Origin of the sequence: Pseudomonas sp. HN2-3 (assembly GCF_020691745.1) — a bacterium.
Taxonomy (GTDB): Bacteria; Pseudomonadota; Gammaproteobacteria; order Pseudomonadales; family Pseudomonadaceae; genus Aquipseudomonas; species Aquipseudomonas capeferrum.
Map to the genome: position 1 here is coordinate 5,625,286 of NZ_CP085704.1, position 13,750 is coordinate 5,639,035.

The window sequence follows — 13,750 nt, forward strand, 5'->3', positions numbered from 1 at the left end:
CTGCATCACTGACCTAGAACTGTGAACCGGCCACTTCTTGTGCAACCCCCAGAAACGCTGCAGGCAAACGCGCCTGGCGCCGCTCCTTCAGGCAGTACAGGTATTCATGCATCAGCGGCGCCCCCTCCAGCACCAACACCCGTAATTCGGGGTTGTGCGGCACTTCATGTCGGGCGATCACACTGATGCCGATGTTGCGCAACACCGCCTCACGGATCGACTCGCGGCTGCCGATTTCCAGCAATGTTGCGGCCTTGACGCCCGCCTCCTGCAGCATCTGCTCGGTCAGCTTGCGCGTGGTCGAGCCCTGCTCGCGCATCAACAGGCAATGCCCGGCCACCACGTCGATGGACACCGCCTGGCGATGGGCCAACGGATGGTTACGGTGTACCGCCACCACCAGCGGGTCGGTGCCCAGCACGCGGCGCACCAGGCGTGCATCCTCCAGCAGTTGCGACGAGGCAGCGATATCGACCCGGTAGTCTTCGAGCATTTCCAGCACTTGCTGCGAGTTGCCGATCTCCACCGTCACATCCACCTGGGGCAGGCGCTCACGGAAGATCTTCACCAGGTCGAGAATGTAGTAAGGCGCAGTGGCCGCGATGCGCAGGCTGCCCTGGGCCTGGCCACTGTTGCGCAGTTCGAACTCGATGTCGGCCTCTTGCTGCAGCAGCGCCTTGACCATCGGCAGCAGGCGCACGCCCTCCTCGCTCAGCACCAGGCGCCGCCCGCCACGGTAGAACAGCTCCACCGCGTACTGGGCTTCGAGGTTGCGGATCTGCGTGGTCACCGTGGGCTGGCTGAGCCCGAGCTTCTTCGCCGCCAGGGTGATGCTGCCCAGGCGGGCCACCATGTAGAAGGCTTTGAGCTCGGAACTCTGCATGCACGTCCTCTATCTGCGCAAAAGGCGCAAGCCGTTGAACACCACCAGCAGGCTCACGCCCATGTCGGCAAACACTGCCATCCACAAGGTGGCCATGCCGGCAAAGGTGATCGCCAGGAAAATCGCCTTGATGCCCAGGGCCAGAATGATGTTCTGCCTGAGAATCGCCGCACTTTGGCGCGACAGCCTGACGAAGGCCGGGATTTTGCGCAAGTCGTCGTCCATCAACGCCACATCGGCCGTCTCGATGGCGGTGTCGGTACCAGCAGCGGCCATGGCAAAGCCGATTTCGGCACGGGCCAGGGCCGGCGCATCGTTGATACCGTCGCCGACCATGCCCACCCGATGGCCCTGGCTGTACAGCGCTTCGATGGTCTTGAGCTTGTCGTCCGGCAACAGGTTGCCTTCGGCGCGATCGATGCCGACCTGGGCGGCGATGGCCTCGGCGGTATGGGGATTATCACCGGTCAGCATGACCGTCTTGATACCCAGCTCATGCAGCTCGGCGATGGCCTGGCGACTGCTTTGCTTGACCGTGTCGGCCACGGCGAACAACGCCAGCGGGCCGCTGCGGTCGAGCAGCAAGACCACGGTCTTGCCCTGACGCTCCAGTGCATCCAGCTGCGCCTCCAGCGCCGGCGAGCACAGGCCCAGCTCCTCCACCAGGCGGTGATTACCCAGGTGGTAGACCTCGCCCTCGATCACCCCGCGCACACCACGCCCGGCCAGGGCGGCGAAATCGCCCACCTCGCTCAAGGCCAGCCCTTGTGCCTTGCCGAACTGGGCAATGGCACGCGACACCGGGTGGTCCGAACGCTCACCCAGGCTGGCAGCCAAGGCTTGGGCACGGCCTTCGAACAGAGGCTCCAGCACCTTGGCGTCGGTCTGCACCGGCTTGCCGTGGGTGAGGGTGCCCGTCTTGTCGAGGGCCAGGTAATCCAGCTTGCGCCCGCCCTCCAGATAAACCCCGCCTTTGATCAGGATGCCCTTGCGCGCCGCTGCGGCCAGGCCACTGACGATGGTAACCGGGGTAGAAATGACCAGTGCACACGGGCAGGCCACCACCAGCAGCACCAGCGCACGGTAGACCCAGTCGAACCAGGCGCCAGCCAGGAACAGCGGCGGGATCAGCGCCACGGCCAAGGCCAGGGCAAAGACCACCGGGGTGTAGATACGCGAGAACTGATCGACGAAGCGTTGGGTGGGCGCACGGGCGCCTTGGGCCTCCTCGACAGCCTTGATGATGCGCGCCAGCGTCGATTGCCCAGCGGCGGCAGTTACGCGGTACTCCAGGGCACCGGCCTGGTTGATGGTGCCGGCGAACAGCTTGTCACCCATGGCCTTTTCCACAGGCAGGCTTTCACCGGTGATCGGCGCCTGATCGACGCTGGATTGCCCGCTGGTGACTTCACCGTCCAGGCCGATGCGCTCACCTGGCCGTACCCGCACCTGGGCACCGATGGCCACCTCACGCACCTCCACTTCACGCCACTGGCCATCGGCCTGCTGTACCGTCGCCATGTCGGGGGTGAGTTGCATCAGGCCGCTGATGGCATTGCGGGCCCGGTCCAGGGAGCGCGCCTCGATCAACTCGGCGATCGTGAACAGCACCATCACCATGGCCGCTTCCGGCCACTGGCCGATCAACACCGCGCCGGTCACGGCAATGCTCATCAAGGCGTTGATGTTGAGGTTGCGGTTTTTCAGGGCGATCCAGCCCTTCTTGTAGGTGCCCAGGCCGCAACCCAGGATTGCCGCCAAGGCCAGCGCGGCCACCAGCCACTCAGGCGCCAGCCCGGTGAAATGCACCACTTCCGCGGCAATGGCGGCAACAGCGGACAACCCCAGCGGCCACCAGCGGGTCTTGCTTGGCGAGGCGCTGGCGGCCGTTGCCGCGTCCCCTTCAATGAGGGGTTCGGCATTCATGCCCAGGCTGTCGATGGCCCGTTCGATCTCGGCGGTGCCGCCCAGCGTGTGACGCACGCCAAGTACGCGGTTGATCAGGTTGAATTCCAACTGCTCGATGCCCGCCAGCTTGCCCAGCTTGTCCTGGATCAGCGTTTGCTCGGTGGGGCAGTCCATGGCCTCGATACGGAAGCGGCTGAGCTGTGCGTCGCCGCTGGCTTTTTCGCTCAACTGCACCAACGCCGGGGCGGCGGCGCTACCGCAGCAGCTGTGGGCGTGGTGGTCATGCTTGTGGTGGGGGCTGGCAGGCTGGTTCATTGGGTCATCCTTAAAGTGAGCCTGTTGCCAAGTGAACACCCTGTAGCCACTATAGGGTCAAGCCATCCGCTGGAGATTTCGCGATGAAGATTGGAGAACTGGCAAAAGCCACCGATTGTGCCGTGGAAACCATCCGCTATTACGAGCGTGAGCAGCTGTTGCCAGAGCCGGCGCGCACCGACGGCAATTACCGGCTCTACACCCAAGCCCACGTCGAGCGGCTGACCTTTATCCGCAACTGCCGCACCCTGGACATGACCCTGGACGAGATCCGCAGCCTGCTACGCCTGCGCGACAGCCCCGAAGGGTCGTGCGGCAGCGTCAATGCGTTGATCGATGAGCATATCGCCCATGTGCAGGCGCGGATCGATGGGTTGGTGGCGTTGCAGGAGCAGTTGATGGAACTGCGGCAGCGGTGCAATGCGCAAGGGAATGAGTGCGCGATCTTGCAGCAACTGGAGGTGAACGGGGCGGTATCGTTGCCGGAAGGTGAGCATTCGCATGTGGGACGAAGCCACGGGCATTGAGCATGCTGGGGGTGCTTTGCCCCCCAGCAATTGCGAAGGTTAAACCGCCATCGGCGCCGTCATCGGCGCATGGTGCTCATACCCTTCCAGGCTGAAATCACTCGGCTCGATCTGCTCCAGCCACTGCGGCTCATACTTGCCGGTCTCGGCAAACGCTGGCACGCGGTCGCTGATCACCAGCTTCGGCGCTTGCAGCGGCTCGCGTTTGAGCTGTTCGTTGAGCATGTCCAGGTGGTTCTCATACACATGGGCATCGCCAATGAAATACGTGAACCAGCGCGGCGTGTAGCCGGTCAGGCGGCCGAACAGCGACAGCAAAGCCGCGCCCTCGGTGAGGTTGAACGGCGTGCCCAGGCCCAGGTCGTTGGAGCGAATGTACAGGGTCAGGGAAATTTCCCGAGTCTCGGCATTCGGGTGGAACTGGTACAGCAGGTGGCACGGCGGCAGGGCCATTTCATCCAGCTGGGCGCAGTTCCAGCCGTGGAACAGGATGCGCCGGCTGCCCGGGTCGTTGGCGATGGTGTCCAGGCACTGGCGCACCTGGTCGATGGCCTTGTACAGGATGACAAAGGCCTGGCCGTCTTCCTCGTCCTGGGCAATCTTGCGGAACCCCTGCTTTTCAGCCATTTCGATGGCCGCCGGGTTGCTCAGCGGTACACGCTTGTAGCCCGGCCACTGGCGCCACTGAACGCCGTAGATCTCACCCAGGTCGTCATGCCCCTGGCGGAACGGGTTGGCCAGCCACTGGGCGTTTTCGTTGGCGTTCTGGTCCCAGACCTTGCAGCCCAGGTCGCGGAATTCACCGGCGTTCTTCACGCCACGCAGAAAACCGACCATCTCGCCGATGGCCGACTTGAACGCCAGCTTGCGCGTGGTGATGGCCGGAAAGCCCTTCTGCAGGTCGAAGCGCAGCATGGCGCCCGGCAGGCTGATGGTGCGGATGCCGGTGCGGTTTTCCTGCAGGGTGCCGTTTTCGATGACGTCACGGACCAGGTCAAGATACTGTTTCATGGCTTACCTGTAGCAAGAACGGCAGGGGGATCGCCCCTGCCGTCGGGAATCAGATGGCGGGTGTCGCCGTGGGTTTGCGATTATAAGCCCACCAGATCAATCCGAGGCCGGCCAGAATCATCGGGATGCAGAGTATCTGACCCATGGTCAGCCAGCCCCAGGCGATGTAGCCCAGCTGGGCATCGGGTACCCGGACGAATTCGACGATGAAGCGGAAGATGCCGTAGAACAGCGCGAACATCCCGGAGACCGCCATGGTTGGCCGCGGCTTGCGCGAATACAGCCAGAGAATCAGGAACAGCGCCACGCCTTCCAGGGCGAACTGGTACAGCTGCGACGGGTGGCGTGGCAGTTGCTCAGGGTCGCTGAACGGCGGGAACACCATTGCCCACGGCACGTCGGTGGCCTTGCCCCACAGCTCGGCATTGATGAAGTTGCCGATACGCCCGGCGCCCAGGCCGATCGGTACCATCGGCGCGACGAAGTCCATCAGCTCGAAGAAGGTCTTGTTGTTGCGCTTGCCGAACCACAACGCCGCCAGCATCACGCCGATGAAGCCGCCATGGAACGACATGCCGCCCTTCCACACCTCGAAAATCAGCGTCGGGTTGGCCAGGTAGGCGTGCAGGTCATAGAACAGCACGTAGCCCAGGCGACCGCCGACGATCACCCCCATCGACAACCAGAACACCAGGTCGGACAGCTTTTCACGGGACCAGGTGGGGTCGAAGCGGTTCAGCCGACGCGAGGCGAGCAGCCAGGCGCCGCCAATACCGACCAGGTACATCAGGCCGTACCAGTGGATTTTCAGTGGCCCGAGGGCCACGGCCACGGGGTCTATCTGCGGGTAAGGCAGCATGGATATTCCTCTAGTTTCAAATCAGCGAGCTAAATCAAAAAGCTGAGGCCGACGCAGAACAGCAACGCGGCGAACAGACGCTTGAGCAGGCGTGGCGACAGCTTGTGCGCCAGGCGCGCGCCGAAGCGGGCGAAAAACATGCTGGTCACGGCGATGCCGAGCAGCGCTGGCAGGTACACGTAACCCAGGCTGTGCGCCGGCAGGTGCTGTTGGTGCCAGCCCAGCCACATGAAGCTCAGGGCACTGGCCAGGGCAATCGGCAGGCCACAGGCCGAGGACGTTGCCACCGCCTGCTGCATGGGCAGGCTGCGCCAGGTCAGGAACGGCACGGTCAACGAGCCGCCACCGATACCGAAGATCGCCGAAGCCCAGCCAATCACCCCGCCTGCTGCGGTCAGCGCGGGCTTGCCAGGGATGCCGCGGCTGGCCTTGGGCTTGAGGTCCAGGGCCATTTGCGCGGCGATGATCAGGGCGAACACACCGATGATCTTCTGCAGCAGCGGGCCCTGGATCAAGGATGCGGTCTTGGCGCCGACGCCGGCGCCGAGCAGGATGCCCACGGTCATCCAGGCGAAGATCGGCCATTGCACCGCTCCACGGCGATGGTGCTCGAGCACCGCATTGATCGAGGTGAAAATGATGGTTGCCAACGAAGTGCCGACTGCCAGGTGGGTCAATACCGAAGGGTCGAAGCCCTGCAAGGTGAAGCTGAACACCAGTACCGGCACGATGATGATGCCACCGCCCACGCCGAACAGCCCGGCCAGCACGCCAGCGCATGCGCCTAACAGCAGATAGAGTACGAACTCCATTCGTTGCCCCTGAGCAAATCAATCCGGCATGGTAACGGAAGCCGGGCTCGAGGCTCTAGTGAACTTCGTGACAGGATGGATCAGCACCGCCGCAGTGGGTACAGTGGCACAAAACACAGAGGCCCAACCGATGTGCCTGATCGTATTCGCCTGGCGGCCGGGGCATGCCCTGCCGCTGATCGTGGCGGCCAACCGCGACGAGTTCTATGCCCGCCCCACGCAGGCCCTGGCGGCCTGGGAGGATGCGCCTGGGGTGTATGCCGGACGTGACCTGGAGGCCGGCGGCACGTGGCTCGGCGTGGGGCCGCAGGGGCGCTTCGCTGCGCTGACCAACATTCGCGACCCTGGGCAGGCGCTTGGCGTGCGTTCCCGTGGGGAGCTGGTGGCGGCGTTTCTGCAGGGTGAGCTTGGCGTTGAAGCGTATCTGGACCAGGTGGCCAGCCGCAGCAGCCAGTATTCGGGGTTCAACCTGCTGGTGGGCGATGGTACGCAGCTGGGGTATCTGCACGCTCGAGACGCGGCGCCGCGTTTGCTGGAGGCTGGGGTGTACGGGCTTTCCAATGCCGGGCTGGATACGCCGTGGCCCAAGCTGGTCAAGGCGCGCGACGGCCTGGAACGGTTGCTGGGCTCAGCTGACCCGCAGCGTTTGCTGGCGTTGCTGGCCGATGGCGAGACGGCGCCTGAGGCTGAGCTGCCGGAGACTGGCGTGGGGGTAGCGACCGAGAAGCTGCTGTCGAGTGTGTTTATTGCCAGCCAGAATTATGGAACGCGGGCCAGTACGGTGCTGATCGTGGATGATCAGGGTGAAAGGCGGCTTATCGAACGCAGTTTCGGGCCGTTTGGGGGGCATTTGGGGGAAGTTGAGGTAATGGTCTGATAGAAGTGTTTCGGCAGTACCGGCCCCTTCGCGGGGCAGGTATCAGAGGGTCTTGTTGGCACCAGGCCCGATCATCCGCGCCAGCCCAAGGTTCTTCAACGCCAGCTGCAACGAGCTGTGGATAACCTGCGGGTTGTCATGGCTCATGGCATCGGTCAGCAGTTCCTTGGCCTTGCTCATGTTGATCTGGCGCAGCATCCACTTCACCTTGGGCAGGTTGGTGGCGTTCATCGATAGGCTGTCGAAGCCCATGGCCATCAACAGTACCGCCGCCGCCGGGTCACCGGCCATCTCACCGCAGATGCTCACCGGCTTGCCCTCGCCGTGGGCATCGCGCACCACGGTATTGAGCGCCTGCAGCACCGCCGGGTGCAGGTAGTCGTACAGGTCGGCGACCCGTGGGTTGTTACGGTCGACTGCCAGCAGGTATTGGGTCAGGTCGTTGGAACCGACCGACAGGAAGTCGACCTGCCGCGCCAGCTCCTTGGTCTGGTACACCGCCGCGGGGATTTCGACCATCACCCCAACCGGCGGCATCGGCACATCGGTGCCTTCGTCACGCACCTCGCCCCAGGCGCGGTGAATCAGGTGCAGGGCTTCTTCCAGCTCATGGATGCCGGAAATCATCGGCAGCAGGATACGCAGGTTGTTCAGGCCTTCGCTGGCCTTGAGCATCGCGCGGGTCTGGACCAGGAAGATTTCCGGGTGGTCGAGGGTGACGCGGATGCCGCGCCAACCCAGGAAGGGGTTTTCTTCCTTGATCGGGAAGTAGGACAGCGCCTTGTCCCCGCCGATATCCAGGGTACGCATGGTCACCGGCAGCGGGTGAAAGGCCGCCAGTTGCTCACGGTAGATCGCCAGCTGCTCTTTCTCGCTGGGGAAGCGCTGATTAATCATGAACGGCACTTCGGTGCGGTACAGGCCTACCCCTTCGGCGCCGCGCTGCTGGGCACGTGCGACGTCGGCCAGCAGGCCGGTGTTGACCCACAGCGGCATACGGTGGCCGTCGGGGGTGATGCAAGGCAGCTCACGCAGTGCATCCAGGCCCTGCGCCAGCTGGCGCTCCTCCTCGACCACTTCGCTGTACTGCTTGCGCAGCACGTCGCTGGGGTTGGTGAACACCTCACCCTTGTAACCGTCGACGATCAGCTCGATGCCGTCGACCTTCGAATACGGCAGGTCGACCAGGCCCATCACCGTGGGGATACCCATGGCACGGGCCAGGATAGCGACGTGGGAGTTGCCCGAGCCCAGTACCGAAACCAGGCCGACCAGCTTGCCTTCAGGCACTTCGCCGAGCATCGCCGGGGTCAGTTCTTCGCTGACCAGGATGGTGTTGTCGGCGTACACCAGCGACTGCGAGCGTGCCTCCTGCAGGTAGGCCAGCAGTCGGCGGCCAAGGTCCTTGACGTCCGAAGCCCGCTCACGCAGGTAGTCGTCGTCCATCAGTTCGAAGCGGTTGACGTGTTCGCCGACCACCTGGCGCAACGCGCCCTGGGCCCACTGGCCGGTCTTGATGACCTCGGTCACTTCGCCACCCAGGGCGGCGTCCTCGAGCATCATCAGGTACACGTCGAACAAGGCGCGCTCTTCGGGGCGCAGCTGGGTGGCCAGCTTTGCCGACAGCTTGCGCATGTCGGCGCGCACGCCTTCAAGGGCGTTCTGGAACAGCTTGAGTTCAGCGTCGATGTCTTCGACGGTCTTGTCTGGCACCACTTCGAGGTCGGCCGGCGGCAGCATCACCACCGCACGCCCCACGGCAGCGCCTGGCGAGCCCGGCACACCGACGAAGCGAGCTTCCTGGATGCCCTTGCCCTGGCGGCCCAGGCCACGAATCGAGCCAGTCGCCTCGGCATGGGCGATAACCCCGGCGAGCTGGGCGCTCATGGTGACCAGGAAGGCTTCTTCGCCCTCATCGAACTGGCGGCGCTCCTTCTGCTGGATGACCAATACCCCAACCACACGACGGTGGTGAATGATCGGCGCACCCAGGAAGGAGGCGAATTTTTCTTCACCGGTTTCGGCAAAGTAGCGATAACGCGGGTGATCGGCGGCGTTTTCCAGGTTCAGCGGCTCTTCCCGGGTACCGACCAGGCCGACCAGGCCCTCGTTGGGGGCCATGCTGACCTTGCCGATCGAACGCTTGTTCAGGCCCTCGGAGGCCATCAGCACGAAGCGGTTGGTTTCCGGGTCGAGCAGATAGACCGAGCAGACCTGGCTGCCCATGGCCTCCTTGACGCGCAAGACAATGATCCCCAACGCCGTCTTGAGATCTTTGGCGGAGTTCACTTCCTGGACGATCTTGCGCAGCGTATTGAGCATGGCTCGGGGTCGAACTCCGTCGTCAGTCGCGCGTCAGCAGACGCGGTGCTAGCTCTTTCAGGGCGCGACGGTAGACCTCGCGCTTGAATGTCACAACCTGGCCCAGCGGGTACCAATAGCTGACCCAGCGCCAGCCGTCGAACTCCGGCTTGCCCGTCAGGTCCATCCGTACCCTTTGTTCATTGCTGACCAGACGCAGCAGAAACCACTTCTGTTTCTGGCCGATGCACAGCGGCTGGCTGTGCGTACGCACCAGACGCTGGGGTAAACGATAACGCAACCAGCCGCGGGTGCAGGCAAGAATTTCCACATCATCGCGTTCAAGGCCAACTTCTTCGTTCAGCTCGCGGTACAGGGCATCTTCCGGCGTCTCGTCAGGGTTGATACCACCCTGGGGGAATTGCCAGGCATCCTGGTTGATCCGTCGAGCCCATAGCACCTGCCCGGCATCATTCGTGAGAATGATCCCGACATTGGGGCGAAAACCATCCGGGTCGATCACGGCAGCAACCTCGCAAACGCATGTCACCGCATTGTTCCACAAAGCCTGCGAGCGCAGCAACGCGCCCGCCAAGCTTATGTGCAGCGAGGTGAAAACTCCGTATTCTGCGGGCCTACCCTGTGGCTGATGCGAGTGAACGCGATGCGCCTGGCTTTATTCGACCTGGACAATACCCTCCTCGGTGGCGACAGCGACCATGCCTGGGGTGACTATCTGTGCGAACGCGGCATCCTCGACCCGGTTGCCTACAAACAACGCAACGATGCCTTCTACCAGGACTACCTGCACGGCACCCTGGACCTGCAGGCCTACCTGGCCTTTTCCATGGAGATTCTCGCGGCAACGCCTACGGCCCAGCTCGACGCGTGGCACCGCGATTTCATGCGCGACTGCATCGAGCCGATCATCCTGCCCAAGGCCCTGGCATTGCTGCAGCAGCACCGCGAAGCGGGCGACAAACTGGTAATCATCACTGCCACCAACCGTTTCGTGACCGCGCCGATTGCCCGCCGTCTGGGCGTGCGCACCCTGCTGGCGACCGAATGCGAAACCCGTGATGGCCGGTTTACCGGGCGCAGTACCGATATACCGTGTTTCCGTGAAGGCAAGGTGACGAGGTTGCAGCGCTGGATGCTGGAAAACGACTATGACCTGGCAGACAGCTATTTCTATAGCGATTCGATGAATGACTTGCCGTTGCTGCAGCAGGTGACTCACCCGGTGGCAGTGGACCCGGACCCTAACCTGCAGGCGGAGGCGCAGCAGCGCGGGTGGCCGGTAATTTCGCTGAGGGATTGATGTTTTTCTGTGTCGGCCGCTTGGCGGATACCTGCGAAGCGGCCGGCAGCTTCAGACCGGCTTGGCGCCCATCAGCCCGGCAATCGACAGGAAGCACACCCCGCTGAACACCGCCAAGGCCAAGGTAAACCGCAACCCCACCACCTCAGCCTTGCGCAGCCGGTTCAAGCGCACCAGCAACCACCACACCGCCAATGCCCCGAAGGTATAGATGACGCTGGAGGCCAGCACCCAGGTCTGCCCCAGCGGCCAGCCTACCAGGTGCACCAGCCACCAGCCCGTGAACGGCATGCTCACCAGGCACAGGCCCATGACCAGCCAGACGAACACCAGCGGCCGCCGCAGCAATTTGCCGTAAGCCTCGCCATCGCCCAGCCTGCGGGCGCGAACCGTCCAGATCGCCAGGCCCAGCGCGCCCAGAAGCAGCAGCGCGGTGGCGAGGATGTGCAAGGTTTTGAGTGTGGTCAGATGTTCCATGTTTCGATTGTCCTTGTGCAGGCCGTCAGCCCCAGCTTAGCCGCTCAGCCCAGAAACAGCCGGTAAGCCGGGTTCTCGGTCTCGTCCCAATACGGGTAGCCGATTTTCGCCAAGGCCGCCGGCACCAGGTGGCGCTCGTCCTCTGGCACCTGCAGCCCCGCCACCACACGCCCGTCGGCCGCGCCGTGGTTACGGTAGTGGAACATCGAGATATTCCAGCGCCCGCCCAGTTTGTTGAGGAAGTTGAACAACGCACCCGGACGCTCCGGGAACTCGAAGCGCAGCACGATCTCATCACTGGCACCGGCCGAATGGCCACCGACCATGTGCCGGATGTGCAGCTTGGCCAGTTCGTTGTCGGTCAGGTCGGTGACCGGGAAGCCCTGCTCGATCAACTGCTGCACCAGCACCGCGCGCGGGTCGTTGTCCGGGTGGGTTTGCACGCCGACGAAGATATGCGCCTCGTCGGAGGTGTGCTTGCGGTAGTTGAATTCGGTGATCTGGCGTTTGCCGATCGCTTCGCAGAAGGCCTTGAAGCTGCCAGGGCGCTCGGGGATGGTGACGGCGATGATCGCCTCGCGCTTCTCGCCCAGTTCGGCCCGCTCGGCCACATGGCGCAGGCGATCGAAGTTCACGTTGGCGCCCGAATCGATGGCGACCAGGGTCTGGCCGGTCACGCCGTACAGCTCGACATACTTCTTGATGCCGGCAACACCCAGCGCCCCGGCAGGCTCGGTGATCGAGCGGGTATCGTCGTAGATATCCTTGATTGCTGCGCAGATCTCATCAGTACTGACGGTAACCACCTCATCCACGTGCAGGCGGCAAATATCGAACGTGTGCTGGCCGATCTGCGCCACCGCCACACCGTCGGCGAACAGCCCGACCTGCGGCAGCACCACGCGCTCGCCCGCAGCCATGGCGGCCTGCAAGCAGTTGGAGTCGTCCGGCTCGACGCCGATCACCTTGATTTCCGGGCGCAGGTACTTCACGTAGGCAGCGATACCGGCGATCAGGCCGCCGCCACCGACCGGCACGAAGATCGCGTCCAGCCGGCCTGGGTGCTGACGCAGGATTTCCATGGCCACGGTGCCCTGGCCGGCGATGGTGTGCGGGTCATCATAAGGGTGGATATAGACGAAGCCCTTTTCGTCGACCAGCTTCAGCGAGTAGGCCAGCGCCTCGGGGAACGAGTCGCCATGCAGCACCACCTTGCCGCCACGCGAACGCACGCCTTCGATCTTGATCTCCGGGGTGGTCTTGGGCATCACGATCGTGGCCTTGATACCCAGCTCGCGGGCCGCCAGGGCCAGGCCCTGGGCATGGTTGCCGGCCGAAGCGGTGACCACACCGCGGGCCAGTTCTTCCGGGCTCAATTGCGCCAGCTTGTTGTACGCCCCACGGATCTTGAACGAGAACACCGGTTGCAGGTCTTCACGCTTGAGCAAAATCTGGTTGCCCAGGCGCTTGCTCAGCTGCCCGGCGCTTTGCAGCGGGGTTTCGACAGCGACGTCGTAGACGCGCGAGGTGAGGATCTTCTTGACGTACTGTTCGAGCATCGGGAAAGCATCACTGGCCGCAGGACAAGGGCTGCGAGTCTACCCCAGCGCTACGTCGGGCGACCACAGCAAAGCCGCGCAAGCCGTTATACTAAGCCCCTTTGAAACCTCCCCCGCCCCTCTCGGAGCCCGCATGACCCAGGACCAACTCAAACAGGCCGTCGCCCAGGCCGCTGTCGACTTCATTCTGCCCAAGCTGGATGAAAAGAGCGTTGTCGGCGTCGGTACCGGTTCGACCGCCAACTTCTTCATCGACGCCCTGGCTCAGCACAAGACCGCCTTCGATGGCGCGGTCGCCAGCTCCGAGGCCACTGCCCAGCGTCTGAAGGGCCATGGCATCCCGGTCTACGAGCTGAACAGCGTCAGCGAGCTGGAGTTCTATGTCGACGGTGCCGACGAGAGCGACGCGCACCTGAACCTGATCAAAGGCGGTGGCGCGGCCCTGACCCGCGAGAAGATCGTCGCGGCCGTGGCCAAGACCTTCATCTGCATCGCCGATGCCAGCAAGCTGGTGCCGGTGCTGGGCGCCTTCCCGCTGCCGGTCGAAGTGATCCCGATGGCCCGCAGCCACGTGGCGCGCCAGCTGGTCAAACTGGGCGGTGACCCGGTGTACCGTGAAGGCGTGCTGACCGACAACGGCAACGTGATCCTGGATGTGTACAACCTGCAGATCACCAACCCGGTCGAGCTGGAAGCGCAGATCAATGCGATCGTCGGCGTGGTCACCAACGGCCTGTTCGCGGCACGTCCGGCAGACCTGCTGCTACTGGGCACCGCTGAAGGCGTGCAGAGCCTGAAGGCCGAGTAACCCCTCCTTCGCGGGGCAAGTCGGATCGCCGAACCGCCGCGCCCATAGATCCCCGCCTTTTCAATCCAGCGGGGGCGTCTGTGGGGCGGGCT

13 protein-coding genes are annotated in these 13,750 nt (G+C 63.7%); 4 read left to right on the forward strand and 9 right to left on the reverse strand.

The window, feature by feature from the left end; translation table 11 throughout:
• Positions 1-13: 13 nt before the first annotated feature.
• Positions 14-883: a LysR family transcriptional regulator gene (locus LJX93_RS25480; protein WP_033702061.1), complete on the reverse strand. Its 870-nt coding sequence runs from the start codon at positions 881-883 to the stop codon at positions 14-16.
• Positions 884-892: 9 nt separating this feature from the next.
• Positions 893-3,106: a heavy metal translocating P-type ATPase gene (locus LJX93_RS25485; protein WP_227696523.1), complete on the reverse strand. Its 2,214-nt coding sequence runs from the start codon at positions 3,104-3,106 to the stop codon at positions 893-895.
• A gap of 83 nt (positions 3,107-3,189) precedes the next feature.
• On the opposite strand from LJX93_RS25485, the gene cadR reads away from it, so the two are divergent.
• A complete protein-coding gene (cadR, locus tag LJX93_RS25490) occupies positions 3,190-3,633 on the forward strand; it encodes a cadmium resistance transcriptional regulator CadR (RefSeq protein ID WP_033702063.1) in 444 nt (147 codons plus the stop codon).
• 39 nt (positions 3,634-3,672) lie between these two features.
• Here the strand turns inward: cadR and LJX93_RS25495 are convergent, their stop codons facing one another.
• Genes LJX93_RS25495 through LJX93_RS25505 form a run of 3 tightly spaced genes read right to left on the reverse strand, consistent with a single transcriptional unit; the run spans position 3,673 to position 6,315 of the window.
• Positions 3,673-4,644 carry a thymidylate synthase gene (locus LJX93_RS25495; RefSeq protein WP_033702064.1) on the reverse strand — a complete coding sequence of 324 codons (972 nt, stop codon included), beginning with the start codon at positions 4,642-4,644 and terminating at the stop codon, positions 3,673-3,675.
• Positions 4,645-4,693: 49 nt separating this feature from the next.
• Positions 4,694-5,503, reverse strand: a complete 810-nt coding sequence (gene lgt / locus LJX93_RS25500; protein WP_033702066.1) for a prolipoprotein diacylglyceryl transferase — start codon at positions 5,501-5,503, stop codon at positions 4,694-4,696.
• A 29-nt stretch (positions 5,504-5,532) separates the two neighbouring features.
• Positions 5,533-6,315 (reverse strand): sulfite exporter TauE/SafE family protein, encoded by a 783-nt coding sequence (locus LJX93_RS25505; protein WP_033702067.1) that lies wholly within the window; start codon positions 6,313-6,315, stop codon positions 5,533-5,535.
• 130 nt (positions 6,316-6,445) lie between these two features.
• Here LJX93_RS25505 and LJX93_RS25510 point away from each other — a divergent pair, with 130 nt between their 5' ends.
• The gene (locus LJX93_RS25510; RefSeq protein WP_033702070.1) at positions 6,446-7,192 is read left to right on the forward strand and encodes an NRDE family protein; all 747 of its coding nucleotides are present in this window, start codon (positions 6,446-6,448) and stop codon (positions 7,190-7,192) included.
• Positions 7,193-7,234: 42 nt separating this feature from the next.
• On the opposite strand, the gene ptsP is transcribed toward LJX93_RS25510, so the two are convergent.
• A complete protein-coding gene (gene ptsP / locus LJX93_RS25515) occupies positions 7,235-9,514 on the reverse strand; it encodes a phosphoenolpyruvate--protein phosphotransferase (RefSeq protein ID WP_033702071.1) in 2,280 nt (759 codons plus the stop codon).
• 22 nt (positions 9,515-9,536) lie between these two features.
• On the reverse strand, positions 9,537-10,016 hold the full coding sequence (locus LJX93_RS25520) for an RNA pyrophosphohydrolase (protein WP_003249017.1): 480 nt from the start codon (positions 10,014-10,016) through the stop codon (positions 9,537-9,539).
• 141 nt (positions 10,017-10,157) lie between these two features.
• Between LJX93_RS25520 and LJX93_RS25525 the strand changes: the two genes are divergently transcribed.
• Entirely contained in the window at positions 10,158-10,814 is a 657-nt protein-coding gene (locus tag LJX93_RS25525) for an HAD family hydrolase (protein ID WP_033702072.1), read from the forward strand.
• Positions 10,815-10,865: 51 nt separating this feature from the next.
• Here LJX93_RS25525 and LJX93_RS25530 read toward each other — a convergent pair whose 3' ends face one another.
• Both LJX93_RS25530 and ilvA read right to left on the reverse strand, forming a co-directional pair.
• Entirely contained in the window at positions 10,866-11,291 is a 426-nt protein-coding gene (locus tag LJX93_RS25530) for a DUF2269 family protein (RefSeq protein WP_033702073.1), read from the reverse strand.
• 44 nt (positions 11,292-11,335) lie between these two features.
• A complete protein-coding gene (gene ilvA, locus LJX93_RS25535; RefSeq protein ID WP_033702075.1) occupies positions 11,336-12,850 on the reverse strand; it encodes a threonine ammonia-lyase, biosynthetic in 1,515 nt (504 codons plus the stop codon).
• Positions 12,851-12,983: 133 nt separating this feature from the next.
• Here ilvA and rpiA point away from each other — a divergent pair, with 133 nt between their 5' ends.
• Complete coding sequence (rpiA, locus tag LJX93_RS25540) at positions 12,984-13,658, forward strand: ribose-5-phosphate isomerase RpiA (protein ID WP_033702077.1); 675 nt, start codon at positions 12,984-12,986, stop codon at positions 13,656-13,658.
• The last annotated feature ends 92 nt before the right edge of the window (positions 13,659-13,750 follow it).